General features: G+C 43.6%; 18 protein-coding genes and 1 tRNA gene. 8 read left to right on the forward strand and 11 right to left on the reverse strand.

What is annotated here, in order from left to right; translation table 11 throughout:
- Positions 1-149: 149 nt before the first annotated feature.
- Both KNQ08_RS06165 and gltB read right to left on the reverse strand, forming a co-directional pair.
- Complete coding sequence (locus KNQ08_RS06165) at positions 150-1,616, reverse strand: glutamate synthase subunit beta (protein ID WP_149427551.1); 1,467 nt, start codon at positions 1,614-1,616, stop codon at positions 150-152.
- Positions 1,613-6,085 (reverse strand): glutamate synthase large subunit, encoded by a 4,473-nt coding sequence (gltB, locus tag KNQ08_RS06170; protein ID WP_214805111.1) that lies wholly within the window; start codon positions 6,083-6,085, stop codon positions 1,613-1,615. Before gltB ends, KNQ08_RS06165 begins: the two co-directional genes overlap by 4 nt.
- Positions 6,086-6,379: 294 nt before the next feature.
- Here gltB and KNQ08_RS06175 point away from each other — a divergent pair, with 294 nt between their 5' ends.
- Positions 6,380-7,222 carry a transporter substrate-binding domain-containing protein gene (locus KNQ08_RS06175; RefSeq protein ID WP_058705360.1) on the forward strand — a complete coding sequence of 281 codons (843 nt, stop codon included), beginning with the start codon at positions 6,380-6,382 and terminating at the stop codon, positions 7,220-7,222.
- Positions 7,223-7,224: 2 nt separating this feature from the next.
- The gene (locus KNQ08_RS06180) at positions 7,225-7,902 is read left to right on the forward strand and encodes an amino acid ABC transporter permease (protein ID WP_064299703.1); all 678 of its coding nucleotides are present in this window, start codon (positions 7,225-7,227) and stop codon (positions 7,900-7,902) included.
- A gap of 81 nt (positions 7,903-7,983) precedes the next feature.
- On the opposite strand, the gene KNQ08_RS06185 is transcribed toward KNQ08_RS06180, so the two are convergent.
- Positions 7,984-9,825, reverse strand: coding sequence for a putative bifunctional diguanylate cyclase/phosphodiesterase (locus KNQ08_RS06185; RefSeq protein ID WP_423784442.1), 1,842 nt, complete (start codon positions 9,823-9,825; stop codon positions 7,984-7,986).
- A 145-nt stretch (positions 9,826-9,970) separates the two neighbouring features.
- Here KNQ08_RS06185 and KNQ08_RS06190 point away from each other — a divergent pair, with 145 nt between their 5' ends.
- A complete protein-coding gene (locus KNQ08_RS06190) occupies positions 9,971-10,600 on the forward strand; it encodes an FMN-dependent NADH-azoreductase (RefSeq protein ID WP_214770599.1) in 630 nt (209 codons plus the stop codon).
- On the opposite strand, the gene KNQ08_RS06195 is transcribed toward KNQ08_RS06190, so the two are convergent.
- The 6 genes from KNQ08_RS06195 to KNQ08_RS06220 all read right to left on the reverse strand — a co-directional run bounded on the left by KNQ08_RS06195 (position 10,597) and on the right by KNQ08_RS06220 (position 15,316).
- On the reverse strand, positions 10,597-11,472 hold the full coding sequence (locus KNQ08_RS06195) for a helix-turn-helix domain-containing protein (RefSeq protein WP_214805113.1): 876 nt from the start codon (positions 11,470-11,472) through the stop codon (positions 10,597-10,599). The two genes, KNQ08_RS06190 and KNQ08_RS06195, sit on opposite strands and share 4 nt — an antisense overlap.
- Before the next feature lie 28 nt (positions 11,473-11,500).
- Entirely contained in the window at positions 11,501-12,367 is an 867-nt protein-coding gene (locus tag KNQ08_RS06200; RefSeq protein WP_214723509.1) for a helix-turn-helix domain-containing protein, read from the reverse strand.
- A 38-nt stretch (positions 12,368-12,405) separates the two neighbouring features.
- A complete protein-coding gene (locus KNQ08_RS06205; protein ID WP_214805114.1) occupies positions 12,406-13,287 on the reverse strand; it encodes a helix-turn-helix domain-containing protein in 882 nt (293 codons plus the stop codon).
- An 83-nt stretch (positions 13,288-13,370) separates the two neighbouring features.
- Positions 13,371-14,255 carry a helix-turn-helix domain-containing protein gene (locus KNQ08_RS06210; protein WP_214770602.1) on the reverse strand — a complete coding sequence of 295 codons (885 nt, stop codon included), beginning with the start codon at positions 14,253-14,255 and terminating at the stop codon, positions 13,371-13,373.
- A gap of 13 nt (positions 14,256-14,268) precedes the next feature.
- Complete coding sequence (locus KNQ08_RS06215; RefSeq protein ID WP_214723516.1) at positions 14,269-15,156, reverse strand: helix-turn-helix domain-containing protein; 888 nt, start codon at positions 15,154-15,156, stop codon at positions 14,269-14,271.
- Positions 15,157-15,245: 89 nt separating this feature from the next.
- Positions 15,246-15,316: transfer RNA gene (locus KNQ08_RS06220), tRNA-Thr, on the reverse strand.
- A 437-nt stretch (positions 15,317-15,753) separates the two neighbouring features.
- Between KNQ08_RS06220 and KNQ08_RS06225 the strand changes: the two genes are divergently transcribed.
- Both KNQ08_RS06225 and putP read left to right on the forward strand, forming a co-directional pair.
- A complete protein-coding gene (locus KNQ08_RS06225) occupies positions 15,754-16,929 on the forward strand; it encodes a MalY/PatB family protein (RefSeq protein WP_214805115.1) in 1,176 nt (391 codons plus the stop codon).
- Positions 16,930-17,189: 260 nt separating this feature from the next.
- Positions 17,190-18,662 carry a sodium/proline symporter PutP gene (putP, locus tag KNQ08_RS06230; RefSeq protein WP_214723520.1) on the forward strand — a complete coding sequence of 491 codons (1,473 nt, stop codon included), beginning with the start codon at positions 17,190-17,192 and terminating at the stop codon, positions 18,660-18,662.
- A gap of 56 nt (positions 18,663-18,718) precedes the next feature.
- Here the strand turns inward: putP and KNQ08_RS06235 are convergent, their stop codons facing one another.
- Both KNQ08_RS06235 and KNQ08_RS06240 read right to left on the reverse strand, forming a co-directional pair.
- Positions 18,719-19,510 (reverse strand): class I SAM-dependent methyltransferase, encoded by a 792-nt coding sequence (locus KNQ08_RS06235; RefSeq protein ID WP_214723522.1) that lies wholly within the window; start codon positions 19,508-19,510, stop codon positions 18,719-18,721.
- Positions 19,511-19,551: 41 nt separating this feature from the next.
- The gene (locus KNQ08_RS06240) at positions 19,552-19,866 is read right to left on the reverse strand and encodes a hypothetical protein (protein ID WP_023468579.1); all 315 of its coding nucleotides are present in this window, start codon (positions 19,864-19,866) and stop codon (positions 19,552-19,554) included.
- Between the two features lie 204 nt (positions 19,867-20,070).
- Here KNQ08_RS06240 and KNQ08_RS06245 point away from each other — a divergent pair, with 204 nt between their 5' ends.
- From KNQ08_RS06245 to KNQ08_RS06255, 3 genes are all read left to right on the forward strand, one after another.
- The gene (locus tag KNQ08_RS06245; protein WP_064299696.1) at positions 20,071-20,553 is read left to right on the forward strand and encodes a GNAT family N-acetyltransferase; all 483 of its coding nucleotides are present in this window, start codon (positions 20,071-20,073) and stop codon (positions 20,551-20,553) included.
- Between the two features lie 126 nt (positions 20,554-20,679).
- The gene (locus KNQ08_RS06250; RefSeq protein WP_029341956.1) at positions 20,680-21,378 is read left to right on the forward strand and encodes a queuosine precursor transporter; all 699 of its coding nucleotides are present in this window, start codon (positions 20,680-20,682) and stop codon (positions 21,376-21,378) included.
- 58 nt (positions 21,379-21,436) lie between these two features.
- Positions 21,437-21,793, forward strand: coding sequence for a PilZ domain-containing protein (locus tag KNQ08_RS06255; protein ID WP_195864839.1), 357 nt, complete (start codon positions 21,437-21,439; stop codon positions 21,791-21,793).
- Positions 21,794-21,928: the final 135 nt, after the last annotated feature.

Genomic DNA, 21,928 nt, shown 5'->3' on the forward strand with positions numbered 1-21,928 from the left:
CTCCTCTTCATTTTATAAGAATAGCAGAAATATTTTCGGTGTTTCACCTTGAAACAAAATCAATAGTTATTTTTGAACTGACAGATTTCTTTGCCAAACACAAAAAAGCCTGGATTTCCGATGTTGCCAGAAAATCCAGACGATGTGATTTAGCCTGTTTGTTGCATTGCTTTTAAATATTGTCCGACGGCTTCCGCTACTTCACGACCTTCGCGAATCGCCCAGACGATCAGTGATTGACCACGTCTTGCGTCACCTGCGGCAAATACGCCTGGTCGGTTCGTTGCGTAACGCGTCGTCTTGATTTTCCCTCGTTCCGAGGCGACTGCTAAATGTTCGAGTACGTTCTCTTCGACACCACTGAATCCAATGGCAATCCAGACTTGATCGACTGGGAAGTAACGATCGCTCCCTTCGATCTCCTCAAAGATCACTGTACCCGATTCATTTTTTGTTTTCGTCGTCTGAATCGTCCAGACACCGGTGACTTGACCCGATTCACTTGTTGTGAAACGCTTGATCGCGATCAAGTATTCACGAGGATCCCGACCGAATTGTTGAAACGCTTCTGCGTACCCATAATCGATGGAGTAGAGTGACGGTGTATCCGGCCACATGTTTCCTGCTGCACGCGTCGTACCCGGTTGTTCATGTTTACCGAATTGGACGACGGAGCGACAACGTTGACGGAGTGCTGTTGCCACACAGTCCGCTCCGGTGTCGCCTCCACCGATGACGAGAATATCTTTATCTTTTGCGTCATGATCAGCAGACAACGGTTCTTGCGAGAGCACGTGACGTGTCACCCCTGTCAAATAATCCATCGCATAACCAACTCCACGCGTTGGCGCATCCGTTAATTTGCGTGGTTCCGTCGCGCCGACACATAAGATGACGGCGTCATACTCCGCTTCAAGTGTCTCGAGAGTGATATCTGCACCGATCGTGACGTTCGTCCGGAAGTGGATCCCTTCTGCTTCAAGCAAATCAACACGGCGCTGTACGACCTCTTTATCAAGTTTCATGGCTGGTATACCGTACGTGAGTAATCCGCCAATCCGATCTTCCCGCTCGTAGACCGTCACTTGGTGACCGGCTTGATTCAGCTGATCGGCAGCCGCAAGACCGGCAGGACCAGATCCAACGATGGCAATCGAACGTGTTGATCGTATTGCTGGAATTCGGGGCACGACCCATCCTTTTTCAAAGCCAATGTCGATGATCGTCCGTTCGATATCTTTGATTGCGACCGCAGGTTCATGAATCGACAACGTACACGACCCTTCACATGGCGCCGGGCAGACGCGACCCGTGAATTCCGGGAAATTGTTCGTCTCAAGAAGGCGATCGAGTGCCTCTTGAAAACGTCCTTCTTCTACGAGCAAGTTCCATTCTGGAATCAAGTTATAGACTGGACAACCAATCTTCACTTGATCAAATACTTCCCCTACATGGCAAAACGGGGTGCCACAATCCATACATCGACTTGCTTGTTGACTCGCTTCTGCTTCCGTCAAAGCCGTCTTATATTCCTTAAAATCACCCACTCGTTCGCTTGGATGTCGTTCCGTTCCACCCGAACGAGCAACTGTCATGAATTGATCGCGTCGTTTCATCGTACCCCTCCTGTTCTGCGCCCTAGATGTGTCTCAAATGCGAGCAACATCGCTTCTTCGGTGTTGTGTCCTTGTTTAGCGAAATCAGCCATCAACGTTGTCACTTTCTCATACGTCGAAGGAATGACGCGGATGAACGAATGAATGACATGATCCCAGTTCGCTAGAATCGCATCTCCCTGCTCACTTCCGGTCCGTGCGACGTGACGTTCGATGAACGTCTTCAGTCGCGCAATCTCTTCGACATGCGTGACAGGTCCCGTCGAAACGAGTTCGCGGTTGACACGTTGTAAAAATTGTTCAGGATTACGCGGCAAGACATAGGCGACACCACCTGACATACCGGCAGCAAAGTTTTTTCCGACATCGCCAAGGACGACGACGGATCCACCGGTCATATACTCGAGTCCATGGTTACCGATTCCTTCGACGACAGCGACTGCTCCACTGTTTCGAACCGCAAATCGCTCACCTGCCTGACCGTTGACATAGAGTTCTCCACTCGTCGCCCCGTAAAGTGCGACGTTACCAATGATCGACTGATCGGACGAGACGAACGAAATCGAACGTGGAGGATGAACGGCGATGATACCTCCGGACAATCCTTTCCCGACGTAATCATTCGCTTCTCCCGTGACATCAAGCGTTACTCCGCGTGGTAAATACGCACCTAAACTTTGTCCGGCAGATCCATTCAGTTCGAGTTTCAATCGATCCGTTGGCAGACCAAGGGCCCCAAACCGTCTTGTTAGCATGGCACCGGTCTGCGTTCCGATCGCACGGTCTGTATTTTGAATCGTTAAACGTAGTGTCTGAGGCTGACTGAAATCTGCCGCCTCCAAATACGGCGAGATTTCACGCGCGTCAAAGGAACGCTCGACATGATGCTGTTGTTGTTCAGCCGGACCGTGTGTCACGTGAACGAGGAGACGCGAAAAATCAAGACTCTTCGCCTTCCAATGCGTCCGTTGTCGCTCCGATGGTTCGAGTAGGTCCGTCCGCCCTACGAGATCTTGTAGTCGGCTAACACCGAGCTTCGCTAAATGTTCTCGTACTTCCTCTGCGATGAACGTCATGAAATGGACGACGTCATCGGCAGATCCCGTGAATTTCTTACGGAGCTCTGGATCTTGCGTCGCGACACCAACAGGACACGTATCGAGATGACAAGCACGCATCATGATACATCCGACGGCGATGAGCGGAGCTGTCGCAAACCCATACTCATTCGCTCCGAGCATCGCGGCGAGGATGACGTCGCGACCAGTCAATAGCTTTCCGTCGGTTTCAAGGACGACACGCTCGCGCAACCCGTTTAATGTCAACGTTTGGTGCGTCTCAGCAAGACCAAGCTCCCATGGCAGTCCGGCATGTTGAATACTCGTCTTCGGCGAGGCACCCGTGCCGCCGTCATGACCACTGATGACAATGACGTCCGCAAGCCCCTTCGCAACTCCAGCCGCGATCGTCCCAACGCCACCTTTTGCGACAAGTTTGACGCTAATCCGGGCTTGATCATTGGCACGTTTTAAGTCATGAATTAACTGGGCCAAATCTTCAATCGAATAGATATCGTGATGTGGTGGTGGGGAAATCAATCCAACACCCGGTGTCGATGCACGCACCCGTGCGATCCACGGATAGACTTTTTCACCAGGCAATTGACCACCTTCTCCGGGCTTCGCACCTTGTGCCACCTTGATTTGTAATTCGTCCGCGTGAACGAGGTAATGACTTGTCACCCCAAAACGACCAGAGGCGATCTGCTTGATTCGGCTCATCCGGAAGTCACCATTTTCATCCCGTTCGTATCGTTCCTCCTCTTCACCGCCTTCACCACTATTACTCTTTCCGCCTAAGCGGTTCATTGCGATCGCAAGCGTCTCGTGCGCTTCTTTTGATAACGAGCCGTATGACATCGCACCCGTCTTGAAGTATTTGACGATTTCGCTGACAGGCTCAACTTCTTCAATTGGGATCGCCTTCGTCTCCTTGAACGTCAACAGATGTCGTAGCACCGTTGCCGGTTCCTCCTGAATGCGTTGAGCGTACTTTTGATAAAGCCGGTAATCATTCGTACGGCATGCGTGTTGCAACAAATGAATCGTTGCTGGGTTAAAGGCATGATGTTCTCCTGCTTGACGGTACCGGAAGACACTACCGGACTCTAAATAAATCCGTTCATCTGCAACCTGTTGTGCTCGTCGGACTTCTTCTTCCATCAGTTCAAGCGTCATCCCGCTCAATTGAGAGACCGTACCAGTGAAATGCTGGTCGATGACGGAGCGATCGATTCCGACTGCTTCAAAGATTTGCGCACCACGGTAGCTGAAGACCGTCGAAATGCCCATCTTCGACATGACTTTGACGACGCCTTCCGTGACTGCTTTTTGGTAACGTTTGTCTACATCCGTAAAACGATCCCCTATCGCTTCTTCAAGCGTCGCATATGCCAGGTACGGATAAATCGCATCCGCACCATATCCGAGCAACGTCGCGACATGGTGGACTTCACGAATCTCTCCACCTTCAACGATCAAGCTGAGATTTGTACGTAATCCCTTGCGGATCAGCGCATGATGAATCGCACTCGTCACTAAGAGGATTGGCATCGGCAATGTGCCGGGGCGTACGAGACGATCCGATAATGTCAATAATTCATACCCGTTTCGTGCAGCGGTCACAGCCTCATCAACGATCATGTCGAGCGCTTCTGCAAGCGAGTCGGTGAACGTCGTCGAAATCGTTTTTTGCTTAAGTCCACTTTGTTTAAGCGCATGGGCTTCGTCTGGTCGCAGAATCGGGGTCTCTAAGCGAACACGACGACAGTTCGCGCGGTTCGGCGTCAGCAGTTCCCCTTGTCGACCAAGCCATGTCAGCGTCGAGGTGACGATCTCTTCGCGTAACGCGTCAATTGGTGGATTCGTGACTTGTGCGAACAGTTGCTTGAAATATCGGAACAAGGATTGAGGGCGTTCACTTAAGACCGCTAGCGGTATATCCGTCCCCATCGCACCTAACGGATCCTTTTGTTCTTCGACGAGCGGGATCAAGTATTGATCGATATCTTCACGCGTATATCCGAAGTGTCGTTGTTTCGTTCCAAGTTCAACGAGTGTTTCCTTGAAGTCGTTACTTGAAAGGGAAACGACTTCTTGCGCGAGCCACTCCGCGTAGGGATGACGTGTCGCTAGCTCCCGTTTAATCTCTTCGTCTGCGATCAACTGACCGGACGCAAAGTCGAGTAAAAGCAGTTCACCCGGTGCTAATCGTTTTTTGTACAGGATGTCTTGTTCACGAAGAGGGAGTACTCCTGCTTCTGACGACAACATGAAGTGACCATCGCGTAACAATACATATCGCGCTGGACGTAAACCGTTTCGGTCAAGCGTCGCACCGATCTGTTTTCCGTTCGTAAAGACGATTGCAGACGGACCATCCCATGGCTCCATCATGCTACTGTGGTACTCATAATACGCGCGCTTCGCTGGTCTGATCTCAGCATGTTCGAATGGTTCCGGTACGAGCATCAGTGCTGTCTCAGCGAGTGAGAGTCCGGACAGATGAAGAAACTCAAACGCATTATCAAGCATCGACGAGTCGCTACCTGTCTCATCTAGAATCGGTAACACTTCCTCTGCCCGATTACCATATGTCGTCTCAGCAAGTCGACGTTCTCGACCGCGCATCGCCCGAATATTTCCTTGCAACGTATTGATTTCGCCGTTGTGAATCAAATAACGGTTCGGATGGGCACGTTTCCAACTTGGGAACGTATTCGTACTAAAACGCGAATGCACGATACCAAATCCAGACTGATAGCGCTCGTCTTGTAAGTCATCGAAGTACGCACGCAATTGATCCGTCGTCACGAGTCCCTTATAAACGATTGTTTCACTCGAGCTACTCAGGACGTATTGTTCAAGACCGAGTTGCTCCGATTCACGTTCAAATGCGCGACGAATCAAAAAGAGTGTTCGTTCAAATGTCAATCCTTCCATCGCCTTTGCACCAATGAAACATTGACGAATGACTGGCTCAGTGCGGCGGGCACCCGACCCAAGCACTTCGGACTGGACGGGTACGGTACGCCATCCTAAGACGTCTTGTCCTTCCGTCAAAATGATTGACTCTAACGTTCGTTCGAGTCGCACCCGTTCTCGTTCCTCACGTGGTAAGAACATCATGAAAACGCCATAATCCCCTTTTTTAGGAAAGGAAATGTGACGAACCGTTTCACGAAACAAACGATCTGGTAATTGCGTTAAAATACCCGCCCCGTCTCCCGTCTTCGCATCGCTTCCTTGTCCACCACGGTGTTCCATTTGACAAAGCATGGCCAATGCATGTTCAACGATTTCATGACTCGCTCGTCCTGTTTGATGTGCGTAAACCCCGATCCCGCACGCATCATGTTCCATACGAGGGTCGTATAATCCCTGCTGTTCAGGGTATTGATGAAATGTCATAGTAGCACTCTCCTTGCCTTCTTAATTTTCTGTATATTCAGTTAAATTATACTTTACACCCTTTTATGTTTATTCGCTACTATGCATAATCACCATTTTGTTCAACCTCTAGAGATAGAATTACCATATATCAACATTGATAACGCTTACACAAACTTGGATATTCATTCAATATTTTTTTTGGTTGAATTCTACACTTTGTGCGCGTATTACTTTGCCCGAACATATGATTCCGTGGTATTTTTAACTATGAAAAGAGTTATTGATCATGGAAATAAAGAGAGGAATAATACGATGAAAAAAACAATGCAATTTACGGGTCTCTTGATCGCAGGAAGCTCGATCTTATTAAGCGCATGTGGTCAGCAAGAGGAGAAGGCAACCGCATATGACAAGATTCAAAAAGAAGGAACGATTGTCGTCGCTACGGCTGGTACACTTTATCCGACATCTTATCATGAAGAGAAAAACAATAAGTTGACTGGATTCGACGTTGAAGTCGTCAAAGAAGTAGCAAAACGTCTTGATTTGAAAGTGAAATTCAAAGAGATGTCATTTGACGGTATGTTGACAAGCGTCAATACAGGTCAAGTCGATCTTGCCGCCAACGACATTACGATCACCGATGATCGTAAAGAAAAATTCGCGTTCTCAAAACCATATAAATATACGTATGGTACGGCAATCGTTCGTAAAAGTGATTTGTCAGGCATCAAGTCTCTCGAAGATCTAAAAGGAAAAAAAGCTGCCGGAGAAGCCACAACGACGTATATGCAGATTGCTAAAAAATATGGTGCAAAAGAAGTCACGTACGATAACGCGACGAACGATCAATATCTACGAGATGTCTCAAATGGTCGAACAGACGTCATCTTGAATGATTACTACTTGCAAACACTCGCTGTCGATTTCTTCAAAGACTTCGATATTACGATTCATCCTGATATCGCTTATAATCCAAGTCAGGTTGGTTTAATCATGGATTTAGATAACAAGGAACTTCAATCCAACATTAACGAACAACTCGATAAAATGAAGGAAGACGGCACATTAAAGGAAATTTCGAAGCAATTCTATGCTGGAAAAGATGTCTCCCAAATGCCTGACGTCAAAACGACGATCGTCGATGTGAACTGACGATGTCTTCGATTGATTGGCGGTCCGTCTTCAATCCGGAATTGGCGGTCGAATCGTTTCCTTATATTTTGAGTGGACTGGGACAGACGCTATGGATTTCCTTGCTCAGCATGGCCATTGGTCTCGGAATCGGGTTAATCCTTGCCCTTTGCCGTCTGTCTCACCTTCGACTTTTACGCATCGGGGCTAGCGCTTATATCTCGTTCATGCGTGGTGTTCCGATTCTCGTGTTGCTGTTCATGTTGTATTTCGGACTGCCGGTCATCAATATTCAACTTGACGCGTTAACAGCAGCAATCACCGGTTTTAGTTTGAATAGTGCTGCGTACATGGCAGAGATCATTCGTTCTTCCTTATTATCGATTGATCGTGGGCAAGAAGAGGCGGCAGCGTCACTCGGTTTATCCAGGTATCGGACGTTTGTTGGCATCATTTTGCCACAAGCGATCCGGATTGCCATCCCACCACTCTCAAACGTCTTGCTTGATCTGGTCAAAGCTTCATCGCTTGCTGCTATGATTACAGTTCCTGAGATTTTTCAAAAAGCAAAAATCGTCGGTGGGCGCGAATTCGATTATATGACCGTTTATTTTGTTGTTGCGTTCATCTACTGGGGAATCTGTTCTTGTATCGCAGTCATTCAAGAGGTTCTCGAACGTCGTTTTGCGCGGTATCTGTGATTCATTGATAAATAGCTATACGAACAGGCGATGGACCATGTCCATCGCCTGTTTACTTTCTTTCTTTGATATATCATATCGTCAGCCTTCTCGATACATCGTTAAAAAGTGTTCTAATTGTCTTGGTTGTAACGGGCGATGGAAGAGATATCCTTGCAACGTATGACATCCCAATCGCTCGAGCAATGTCGCCTCTTCTTCTAATTCAATCCCTTCAGCTACGATTGTCATATCTAATCGCTTTCCTAACTGAATGATCGTCTCGATCATCGCTCGTTTTTTCTCTGAATGAATGGCTTCTTGAACGATTTCTTTTGGAATCTTCAATTGATCGAACGGTAACTCCACTAACGATTGCATCGATGAAAATCCCGTTCCGAAGTCATCGAGCGCAATCCGAATCCCGTATAAATGGAGTGCATTTAATGTCTCGATGATTTGCTCAGTTCCTTCGATGAAGATGTGTTCTGTCATTTCGATTTCGAGTAATGATGGAGGAAAGCCTGACTGTTTTAAGATTGCTAATACACGCTCCGTAAAATCGGGTTGGCGCAGTTCCCACGGCGAGACATTCACGGAAATCGTTAAAGGTTCCTTCCCCTCTTCCAACCATGCTTTTCCTTGGAAACAGGCTTGACGCATGACCCAACCTCCGAGAGTCTCAATGAAACGTGTCCTTTCCGCAAGTGGAATGAACTCAATTGGCGGAACAAGACCATATTCCGGATGATTCCAACGAATCAATGCTTCGACTCCTGTAATTTGACGCGTTTTTGCATTGACTTGAGGTTGAAATAAAATAAAAAAGTCGCGATCCAACTCTGCATCGTATAAGTCGCGTGTTAACTGAAGCGCCCGTTTTCGTTCATTTTGTGTCGCCAAATCTGTAATCGCATACGTATTTTTACGATTGGATTTAGCAGTGAACAAGGCAATCTCCGCATCATTGATGACATGGTCCGTCGTTTCGTCATTCATATAGGAAACACCAATACTTGCAGTGACGTTAATCTGTTTAAAGTCGATTTGGACGCGTTCTGATACACTCGATAAAATATCGTCACAAAGGCTTCGTGCGTCGTAATGGCTTGGTGCATGCAGTAAAAAGGCACTTCCGCTTGCTTTCGCAATCGTACAATCCGGAAAGCGATTCATCAATCGACGACCAATGATGTGCAAAGTGCGATCACCTGTCCGGTAACCAAAAGCATCATTGACGGTTTTAAAATCATCCAGATCAACCAGACAAATCATATCGCCTTCTCGCTTTTTCTTATCCACTTCAATGACAAAAGAAGAACGGTTCGACAAACCTGTCACGGGATCCGTAAATGCTTGTTCCTGTAGACGGGCTAAGTAGTCAATATTGCGTTCAAGACGAGTAACATATTGATTATGAATCAGTAAACTAATGATCGTCGCAATCAAGATGAGTCCGATGCGCGCGATGTGATCGGATGCAAACATCGAAGTATTTTCAAGTGACGGGGTTTGATACCAAATATAAAGAAGAGAAACCGTCGTGATGCTTGTTGCATACAGTAGCATCGTCCGGTTGATGACGACTAAGGACGCTAAAATGAAAAGAAGGGCACATGCCCAAACCGTCTGGACTCCCCGATCGATGAATGGATAATAAATATAAGGAATCAATAAAAAAATGCTCGACATCATATGAGGTTTTAAACGATCTGACAACGAACTTTTACCGATGAAATATTGCACGATTCCAGCACTTGCAATGACAAGTGCACGTGTCCAATCCTCCCCGTTCAGACCAGAACGACTAAATACGTTGGCAACGATATATAAAACGGCACCACAACTCGTCAATACAAAAATTATCATCCCGAACAATTGATAATTTGCTCGAATCTCTCGATGATATTGCAGACTATTGGAAGAACGTCGCTGTGTATTCACCGCCATCCCCTCTTTCTAGTTCCTGTCGTTTATTTTCCTTATCAGAACCGAAATAAAACCTGAATTTTCTAAAAATAATAAAATATTGGGAAGTCATGATTTTAAGTAGAATGGGAATAGAGAGGTATAGAAAGGAGTAATGATTATGTCACATTTACTATTCATTGAAGCGAACGATAGCACACATCAAAAAAAAGGCATTAGCTCTGAATTGAACGATGCCTTTTTGAACGCGTATCGTGAAACACATCCGGATGATACAGTTACGGTTTTAAATTTATTTGAAGAACGTCTTCCCTTCTTCGATTTGAAACTGGCGAGCGCGGCAGGTCGCCTCTTTAAAGGCGAGGAATTAACTGGAGAGGATGCGACACATGCACAGCGACTTCAGGAGTATTTAAACGGTTTCTTAGATGCCGATAAGGTCGTCTTCTCATTTCCGATGTGGAACTTGACGGTTCCGGCACCGCTGCACAATTATATGGATTACCTTGCTCAAGCTGGTCAAACATTTCGTTATACGGCCGAAGGTTCGATTGGACTTGTTGAAGACAAACAAGTCCTGTTGATTCATTCACGCGGTGGTGATTACTCGACGAAAGAGAAAGCACCGAGTGAACACGCTGTTCGCTACATGCTCGATCTATTGGCGTTTTTCGGCATTGAGGATGTATCGACTGTCATTCTCGAGGGACATCAGCAATATCCGAAACGTGCCTCTGAATTAATCGAACAAGCACTTCAAGAATGCCGACAATTCGGTCGTTCGTTCTAAGTTGGGAAGAGAACGTACTCTGCATGTTCTTCCAGAAGCAGTTTTTCATGAAGTGGCATATCAAATGCACGAAATACGGAATAGGCCATCGTAAAATCACGTTGGATAGCTGAAAGATCTCCATTTAGTTGTTGAGTGAAATATCCTCGCTGATAATAAAAGTGACCTAAGAAATGAGCATCTTCTATTTGAAGACTCTCTTGAATACCTTGTTCGGTGATTTTTAGACCGGCAAGGTATTTTTTTTGCATTAATAATTGTTGTCCATAATTATATAAAATCTTGATGCGAACTTTTTTCAATTCAACGGATGGATAATTCGAATGAATCAATGTCTGGAAGATCCCCTCCGCTAAATCGAAGTCACCGTGTTCAACATACAAATTTGCTATCGCCATCTGAATTCTTACATACAGAGTAGCTGATTCAAACCAAAGGTGTTCTTTTTTGAGTAATCGTCCGAGCGATTGAATGGCTTTTAGGTAGTGAAGTTGACCACTTTTTTCCTGAACGATGACTTGATAATATGCTACTAAATCACGAACTTCCTCAAAATCAACCGTTGAAAGAACATGTTCGATCATCTTTAAAGCATCAACGTATTGATTAGTCCGCAATAGTTCTGCTAATTGCTCGTCATACGTTTGAAAAACATCACTTCGTAAATGATCTTGAAACAACATCGACAATGGTACCTTTAATCGTTTTGCGACTTGTTGTAGCAAATCGATGGTGGGTGAATTTTTACCATTTTCGATTTTACTGATTTCAGCTTGGCTACAAATGCCCTCACACAATTCTGCTTGTGTAATCTTTTTTTCTTTTCGAAGCCGCTTGATTTCATAACCAATCGAGACGGGTAAGTGATCCATTATATCATCCTTTCTTTCACTTCCGTCCTCACATTTGAAAGTGGAGAAATTGTTTTTTACCTTTTAAGACTAACGCGGCATGATTCTCATTGCCGAAGGCAGTAAAAAGTGAATAGGCATGAGTAAACGCATCATGGATATCACACTTTGGATAATTCAATTCTTCATAGAAACATCCTCTTTGATAAAAGAAATGTCCTAACATCGCTGTATCTTTTCGTTCGACGGATAAACGAATTCCTTGTTCAGTAACCTGTAATCCTGTTTTAAAGTCATTTTGAAAATACAACTGTTGCGCATGATTATATATGATTTTACACTGTAATTTTTTAAGTGCATATGTCGAATAATCATACGATAATAATCCTTCATAGATTTTTCGCGCATATGGATATTGACCGTTCAAGTAATAATAGTTCGCAACCGACATTCGAATACGTAAATAAAGAACAGGATACTCTATTTCCATTTGGTGTTCATCCGATAAGCGAAGCAATTGGGAGATACATGTCCGGTAATCAATATCTTTTTTACCTTCGCGAGCGACCCATTCAAAATAATGAATCAATAATTGAACGGAAGGAGGAAGACTAGGTGGTAAACGTTTCATAAATTCTAGCATTTCATCATAACGACGTTGCCTAGAAAAGTCCGACAGTTGTACGTCATAGTCATGAAATAGCTTTACTTCATTTGAATCGATGAAGATTTGTCCCATTGAAATATGTAACTTTTGAGACAAACGTTGAACAAGATCGATTGTTGGCATTATTTTTCCATTTTCAATCTTACTTAATTCCGCTTGACTACATACATCCTTTGCCAATTCTTTTTGTGTTAAATTTTTCTCGATTCGTAGTTGTTTTATCTGTTTACCAAATGACTCGATACGCAACCTTTCCTCCTCCTTTCTTGTATTTTTTAGTCATGATCTTAGTCCAGTACAGATTGTAAATATGAACCTTTCGTTTTTAGAACGATAGTAGCGTATTGTTTCATCTGAAAAGCAGAGAATAATTCATACGCCATCGTATAATCATGTTTCATCTGCATAAAATTCGTATCCATCCGTTCATGAAACTCGCCACGTTGATAATACAAGTGTGCTAAGTAGGAAGTCTGTCTCAATTGTCGACTGAGCTGTATGCCTTCCTCGATGATACGAAGACCCTTTTGAGGCTGATCCATTTTATATAATAATTTTGCATAGTTATAAAGAATCTTTAGTCGTTCACTCTTTAGACCGCTGATTTCTGTAGTAATGCGTAATACTTCATCATATATTTTTTCTGCTTGTTGGTACTGTCCGCATTCCGCATATAAAATGGATAATGCCATCTTGATTCGAAAGTAAAGCACCGGATCTTTCACCCATAAATCCTCTTGATCCATCCATCGCGTAAATAAAACGGAGGTCGTTCGATAATCAACTTGTTTTTTTCGATATGCAATCACAATTTCATAGTAGGTCATTAATCGTCTTATTTCATCAGAAGATTCACTTACTGAGATTTTTTTCATTTCATGAAAACATTCATCGAAAGCATTTTCGCGTAGTAAGGTACTAAGTTTTTGATCAAGGATATTTACCTGCTCCAATTGATGTTCAGAATCGCTCTTTAATAATTCTGATACAGGAACACGAAGTACTGTTGCGAGTTGTTGTAATAATTCCACAGTCGGCATCGTCTTCCCGTTCTCAATCTTACTAATTTCAGCTTGACTACAAATCCCTGCACTCAGATCTTTTTGCGATAAACCCTTCAATTGTCGAAAAAATTTTAGTTTTTTACCAATTGGATGTTCGTCCTTCATCTCATCACCTCTTTAAAATAAACGAGTTGCACTTTTCATGAAAAAACCTTCTTGTTTACCAAGAAGGTTACGTATCCTTTTTATTAATTCTCAAAAGTGAACAACATATACGACTCCTTCATGCGAAGAATCATTTTCTTTCGAACGTCGTGCTCAAATGCATGAAATAGTGCATAGGCGACTGAATATTGTTTTTGGAGTGACTTCTCATCCTCACCTAAGTATTCATCATAGTGAGCGAGTTGATAATAAAAATGACCGAATAGAAATGTATGATTATGCAACAAGCATAACTCATATCCTTTTTTGGCGATGACGATACTTTCCTCAGACTTCCCTTGGTACTCAAGGATCTGACAATGATTGAAGTAAATTTTCAATAGCGCATTTAGATGGGTATTGGACTGAAGAACTTCGATTTCATTTTCTAATTCCTGATACACGGATTCCGTTAAATGAAATAAATCCTGCTCTGAATACATATTCGCAATTGCCATTTTGATTCGAATGTACAATTGAATGGACTGAGACCAGACTTCTTTTTCAATCAACAAGTTGCTGAGTAGGCTTGCTGCTGCCCGAAAATCGATTCGATTTTGCTTTAATTCAATGATCGTCTTGATGTAGCTTTTTAAAATGTCGATTTCGACGATGCTATCCTTTTCTTGCTGGTGAATTCGCTCTAACGCCTCTTTGTATTTCTCTTCTCGAAGCAAATCGGATAAGAAGCGATCTAGTTGAAAGAACTTTTCCTCATCGGTATGTTCTTGAAACAACAAAGAGATGGGAACTTGCAACCTTACAGCAAGTTGTTTTAATAATTCCACAGTCGGAGAATTTAACCCGTTTTCAATTTTACTAATTTCAGCTTGACTACATAAATCAACACATAGTTCTTTTTGAGTCATTTGCTTTTCGATACGAAATTGTTTGATTTTTGTACCAATCGATGAAGTTAAAGTATTCATCTCCATCGTTTATTCACTCACTTTCATTAATCGGAAATAAGAGGTGTTCAGAAAAATAGGTTTCAAGGATTTTTAGATAAGAGTGACTCTGAGTAGCAATGAAAAAAGAATAAGCGGTCGTATACGCTTCCTTTGTTTCTGATTCAGATCCTTTTAACGCCTCTAATAAAATTCCTTTTTGAAAATAAAACTGTCCAAGATACGTTAAATCCTGCAATTGTTTTGTCTCTTCGATGACCTTTTCAACTTCCTGCAGCCCTTCTTCGAATCGTTCAAACTCTACTAAATTACGTATGAAATTATACATGATCTTCATTCGAATTTTTTTATATTCTCTTGTTTGATAAGGTAAGCCTAATAGTTCCTTATAAATTTGATGGGCACGACTATATTCTTCGTGGTTCGTATACAGAACAGCAATCACCATCTGAATTCGTGTATAAAGAAGAAAGGATTTGTCTTTGACCTGTTCCTGTCTGACAACTTGTAATAAGGAGGCGATACATGTCCGAAAATCAATATTTCCTCTTTCATAGTCTAGTAATTCTTGGTGGTAGCGAATTAAAATTTGAGTTTCAACCGCATTATTAACGTTCTCATATTTTGCTAAGTCTTTTGCCATATCTGAATACGTTTTTTCACGCAAATGCCGAATCATTCGTTGGTCTATCTCATTTAACTTTTGTGATACGATTTCATCTTCAAAAAACAATGAAATCGGGATGCGTAATCTTCGACAAATCAGCTGTAACAAATCAATCGTTGGGGAATTTCGACCATTTTCGATTTTACTGATTTCAGCCTGACTACAAATTCCTTCACAAAGTGCTTTTTGTGTCATTCCTTGTTTTTTTCGTTCTTGCTTGATCTTATCACCAACAGAATGAATGACTGGATGCATAGAGGTCACTCCTCAAATCAAAAATATCGAACTCATGAAAAAAGTCTTCCGTTTCAAGTATATATCACTTGAGACGGAAGACGTGTCTATGCTTCCGGCGAGAATCGAACTCGCACTGCAGCATTACCATTGCTGAGGTCTGCCATTAACCTACGGAAGCTTGTAAAACCTAATTCTAGTATAACTTATAGAAAAAGACAAAACAAGAAGTCGATGCTTTTCAGCTCAACTTCTTGTCACTAATTTACAGTGTAGTTTTCGTTAGCGAGTTATCATAGACGACTAAAACTGAATAATGTTCATCCGCTTTAGACGCAACAAATGTTGAAAATTTTAATGTAATGATGGCGTTTGATCCGACCCCATTATTTTCAAAAAATTCATTTAGTCTCTCCTCTAATTCCTCAGGCGATCGCCCGACGACTACTTTAGAATGCAACATGATCATCACTCCGTTTCATTATGGTAGGTTCGAGTTTAGTAATTGCCTGATCATATAAATGTTAAACCTTTATTTTTTCGACTTGCCCCACTCTCTCTCTATCCGCTATGGTGAAATGGAGTCATTCAACTATTGAAGAACAGGAGTGAAGTCTGATGGAACAAATCAATTTTGATGAAACGATCGAGAAACGAAATACAGGATCCGTCAAGTGGGACGGGCTCCCTTCGCTATATGGATCAGATGAGCTGATTCCAATGTGGGTCGCCGACATGGACGTCCGTCCACCCCACCATTTGACAGAACGATTGACTAGACGTGCTGCTACAGGTCATTTCGGTTACTCGATGTTTGAAGACGAAGCCAAACGAGCAATTCAACAATGGTTTCAAAAGCGATATGACGTCACAATCACTACTGATTCCATTCTCTACTCAAGTGGTGTTGTTCCAGGACTTGCACATACGGTCCTCGCACTGACGGAACCGAGTGATGAAATCATCATCCAGACACCTGTCTATCCTCCATTTCATCAAATCATTCAGTCTAATCAACGACAACTCATTGAAAATCCGCTTCTTTTAGACGGTGAGACGTACCAGACTGACTTTTCACTTCTCGAACGACAAATGCGAACAGCACGTATGATGATTCTTTGTAGCCCGCATAATCCAAGCGGTAAAGTCTATCCGAGAGAAGAATTACAACAAATCGTCGAACTCGCGAAGCAACATGATGTTTATCTTGTATCCGATGAGATTCATGCGGACCTCGTCTATACAGGTTCCGTGCACACGCCCATTCTCGGTTTGGATTATGAAAAACTCATTTTAGTGAGTGCACCATCCAAAACGTTCAATATTCCGGGTCTCTATGCGTCTTATCTAATCGTACCTGACATCTCGATTCGTCAACAGATCGAACGTGTCCAACAACGTCATTTCGTTCACCCGAATGCATTGGCTTCGACTGCGATTTCAGCAGCGTATGGTGATGCTATGAGTGAGCAATGGCTGTCACAATTACTTGTGTATTTAGAAGGAAATCGTGACCATGCCATCCGTCGGATTCGCCAAGAGATGCCAAAATTAGACGTTGTCATTCCAGAAGCAACTTTCCTGTTGTGGATCAACTTCAAAGCACTCGAACTAGATAGTAAAACACGAGCAGATTGGCTCGTCAAGGAGGCAAAAATCGCTCTAACGCACGGTTCTTCGTTCGGATCTGGTGGAGAAACATTTGAACGTTTAAATATCGGGTGTCCTCGTGCACAATTAGATCAGGCATTAGACCGTTTAAGCGCCGCATACCAACGGTTTTGGACCAATTAACATCACATAAATGATCCTAATTTATTAGGATCATTTATGTTTTATTAAATTATTCAGAACATTTCGAGTAGTAGAACTTTAACAGGGACTAAAACCGTCCCGACCCCTTAAGGCACTAGGCGTGGCGGCACTTTTCATGAAAATGAAGTGACTTGCAAAGTCGTTTTATCCCCTGTAAGGTGGGGAACATATCATTTGGCGAACAAGTCAATACATGCTTGATCGCTGAAAAAACTATTGCATTTGGAGGATTTAACTTTATGACGCAAGAATGGATTTCGATCATCCTGTATCTTGTTCTCATGTTGGCAATCGGTTATTTTGCCTACAAGCGAACGACGAATACAGAAGATTACATGTTAGGCGGACGCGATCTCGGTCCAGGTGTCACAGCACTCTCTGCTGGTGCATCGGATATGAGTGGATGGATGCTCATGGGACTTCCCGGCGCCATGTATGCAACAGGTGTATCAGCCCTTTGGCTCGCACTCGGTTTATTGATTGGATGTTACGTAAACTATATCGTACTCGCACCACGTTTCCGTCTCTATACGGAAATGGCAAACGACTCAATTACGATCCCTGATTTCTTAGAGAATCGCTTTGAAGACAAATCACGCGTGCTTCGTACCGTATCGGCACTCGTTATCATCATTTTCTTCACGTTCTACACATCAGCTGGAATCGTATCTGGCGGAAAATTGTTCGTCAGCTCATTTGGATTTGATTACCACTATGGTATGCTCTTGACGATTGCGGTCGTAATCGCCTACACACTTTTCGGCGGTTTTCTCGCAGTTAGTTGGACCGATTTCGTCCAGGGCTGTATCATGTTCATCGCACTCGTTCTCGTACCAATCGTCGCATTGACAGACGTTGGTGGAATCGATGGTGCCTACAATTACGCTGAAAAATTAGACCCTTCGTTGTTTGATCCACTTAAAGGAACAACGATTCTTGGAATCATCGGTTTCCTAGCTTGGGGACTTGGTTACTTCGGTCAACCCCATATCATCGTCCGCTTTATGGCGATTCGTTCTGTTAAAGATTTAAAAAGTGCCCGTCGCATCGGGATCGGTTGGATGTTCGTCTCTATCATCGGTGCGATGATGACTGGTCTTGTCGGGATCGCTTATTTCGAAGGACAAGGCAATGGACTCGGTGATCCGGAAACAGTCTTCATCCGTTTCTCGGATGTCCTATTCCACCCGTATATCACAGGATTCTTGATGGCTGCGATTCTTGCAGCGATCATGTCGACGATTTCATCACAATTGCTCGTTACTTCGAGTGCGTTGACAGAAGATTTTTATAAGACGTTCTTGAAAAAAGACGCATCGGATAAAGAACTCGTCCTGACAGGTCGAATTGCCGTTCTTGTCGTTGCCGTCATCGCAAGTATTCTCGCGTGGAACCCATCAGCGACGATTCTTGCACTTGTCGGTTATGCATGGGCTGGATTCGGTTCTGCCTTTGGTCCAATCATCTTGCTTTCTCTTTACTGGAAACGGATGACGAAACAAGGCGCACTAGCTGGTATTATCTCAGGTGCCTTGACTGTCATCATCTGGGTTCAACTCGGACTCAGTACGACGCTTTATGAAATGGTACCTGGATTCTTCACAAGCTTGATCTTTACGGTCGTTGTCAGCTTGATGACGAAACAACCGGTCAATGCCGTTCAGGAAACGTTTGAAGAGATGGAAGACGAATTAAAAGACGCAGTTCAATAATCAGCGAATTACAAAAAAGACCTCTGCCGAAACATCGGCAGAGGTCTTTTTTTGACTTACAATTCAATTACGCCATAATGCAACTTCGACGTCTTCCGCTTTGTTCGTTCGAACCCAAACCGTTCAAACAAGGGACTTTCATAATGTGCTTTTAAAACGATGCGCTGACGTGCCACACGCTTCGCCTCCACCATCGCTTCCTCGGATAAGGCTTCATAATTCGCAAGCGTTCGTAAAGCGTCGAGATGCGTCGATTCTTCGACGGTCTGTTCGAACATAGGATCAAAGTAGATGACATCAAAGGAATTATCCGGACATTCTTTCAAATAGGCGAGATGGTGTTTGACTCTCACTTCAATTCGTCGCATCGCTTGATTGATCGGTTCGTAGGATTCTTCCCACCGTTTTAATCCGTTCTTGACGACAAATGCTGTCTCAACCCGACTTTCTAACCCGATGATCCGCCCCCGCTCTCCGATGGCATGACTCATGACGATGGCATCTGCTCCAAGACCAAGTGTGCAGTCAAGCACACGCATCCCTTCCGATAAGCGTCCGATCGCAATGAGAGGGTCGCCTCCACCTGCATCAATTTGTTTGATGCGAAACACCGCACTCGAAGGATGGAAAAAGAACGATGTCGTCTCGCCTAATGGATATAAATCAAGCCGTTGTTTATCGACGACAAGCACCGGTAATCCTGTCTCCTGTTGCAAGTGTTCTATGCTTTTTTTCTGACGCACGACGTAGATAAAATGTATCGTCTCATCCGCTAACAACTGCTTCACACGATGATGCACGTCGTCAGTCGGACGAAGACATGTCGTCAGTCCAATGGTTGGTTTCATAATGTGTTCCTCCACAAAAAAATAAGCTAGCCGGAGCTAGCTCATTTCTTTTTCTTCAATAATCCTTCGATATCTTCAATCAATGCTTTTTTCGAAATCAGGTCTTCTTGCTTTTCCTGTTCGACTTTTGCATCGACCGTCGTCCGCTTCATGAGTGCCTGAAGCGTCTCATCAATGCTTGACTTCAAATGATCGCGGTCTTCTTTATTAAGGGAAAGATCATGTTGAACTTCATCCCCTTGTTCATCTAATTGGCGTAAGCGTTCCGTCAATTGTTTCGCTTCACGATTCAAGTCCGAATACAATCGTTCGATTTGCTCTAGACGCAATTTGATTCCGTCACGTTCTGTGAACACGTTTTCCAGCCCCTTCCAGTATGCAGTTGTCTACATCATTACTTTACCATATTCCGAGGTAATTAAAACAATCACAAGATGATTACAGAATGACTTTTTTTAGATTTCTTCCTGCGGATCGATTCCAGTTAATTTTTGCAATTGCACGGAGGGTATCGCTATAATGTAAACGAAGCATCAATTGGGATGAGGGAGGATTTTGTGATGGAATTGAGACGTCGAACATTACGTCATGTCGATCAAGCTGAGTATGATCATTTCTTGAAGTATGGCGAGCAAGCATATGGACTGACTCCGCAAGAAATCAAAGGGTATGACCATGAGCTTGGAGAAGAGCGGGCTTTTGATTCCGTCGAGCACAGTTATCCTGAAGATTATTACTTTGATATCGTTGAAGCAGATACGATCGTGGGGCGGGTTCTGCTCTTAAAAATGGGTCACTACTTCCAACTCGACTTCATGGTGTTTGATCCCTATACGCGTCGGGGTCTAGCTACTCAAGCAGTTGCTGAAGCATTGACGTATTCCGGGGTACTAGATCGTCACGAAGTACGCGCGCGTGTCCTTGAACAATCTCCACACGCTTCGTTTGCAAAACGCATTTTGGAAGCGAATGATTTTACGTCGACAGAGAACTATTACGTCAAAGGAAGACGTCGTCGGTACTCTCTGCAACGAATGGGCTAAAGACCGTCCGAAAGACCATGAAACTTATGGTCTTTTTTTAATGCCCCTCATCTCTTCATCACCTTTGACAGTTGATGAATTTCAGCGTACAATTTTCATCTGTATGAACAGAAAGGAGTACATCTCATGAACGAATGGTTATGGATCCCTTCCATTTTTTTAACGATGGGATTATTGATTTTCAGTTATTATTTATTTGGTAAGACAGGATTGTTGATGTGGATTGCCATCGCAACAATCATTGCAAACATCCAAGTTACACAAACCGTTGATATTTTCGGTTTCGTCTTTACGTTAGGGAACGTCGTGTATGGCAGTTGTTATCTAGCGACAGATATCCTCAATGAAAAATACGGAAAACAGGTCGCTCGTAAAGGCGTCTATATGGGGTTCTTCTCCCTGATCACGACGACCGTTCTCATGCAGTTCAGTCTCTTATATACACCACTTGCTGATAAGGCTGCACTCGAAACATCCGATTCCTTGCATTTATTGTTTGGACTTTTACCATGGATTGCTGTCGGTAGTCTTGCCGCTTATCTTGTCTCGCAACTATTCGATGTCTTTATTTATTCAAAAATCCGTCAGAAGACAGGCGAACGTAAGCTTTGGTTACGGACGACAGGGTCAACTGTATTAAGTCAATTGCTTGATACGTTGACGTTTTGTGCGATTGCCTTTCACGATATGCCCTTCTCCATCTGGTGGCAAATCTTCATTACGACGTATCTCGCGAAATTCGTTGTCGCTTGGTTCGCGACACCATTCATGTATTTAGCAAAACGTATCCATCCGACGAAACAATCGACAGACGCTGCTGCATGACCAAAAAAAACTAGAAGACTTGACGAAATTGTCGGATAATGGGATTGGAGGTGCCTACATGAAAATCAAACGGAATGAACCCTTTCGATATACGCTGAAAAAACCAATAACAGGTGAATTTCATTTATTGAAAAATGATCAGCGTACTCCTAATGGACTGATGAAAATTCATAATATCTCACCGAACGGACTAGCAATCAGCACAGAACTAAAACTTCCACTCCTCAAATCAATGAAAATCGTTGTTGAGTTCTCATTGATCGAGGGTCAAGAACCTTTGTGCATCGAAGGTCAGTTATTGCATGAGAAGCCAGTGGGGCCCGAAAGACTGTATGGCATCCGCCTCAATCCGTCAACGACTGATCGTGATACGATCATCGCTCAGGTTAAACAAGTCGCTCAATTGGAGCGATAATTTATAAGGAAAAGGTGGCAGATCATCATTCTGCCACCCTTTCCTTGTAAAAAAATGACGCGTCACACGCAACTTCTATAGGAACAGCGCATTTATGCGCTTCAAAGACAAACAAGACCCGCTTTCCTGCTTGAA

The sequence above is a fragment of the Exiguobacterium sp. s46 genome (assembly GCF_018618875.1).
Lineage (GTDB): Bacteria > Bacillota > Bacilli > Exiguobacteriales > Exiguobacteriaceae > Exiguobacterium_A > Exiguobacterium_A abrahamii.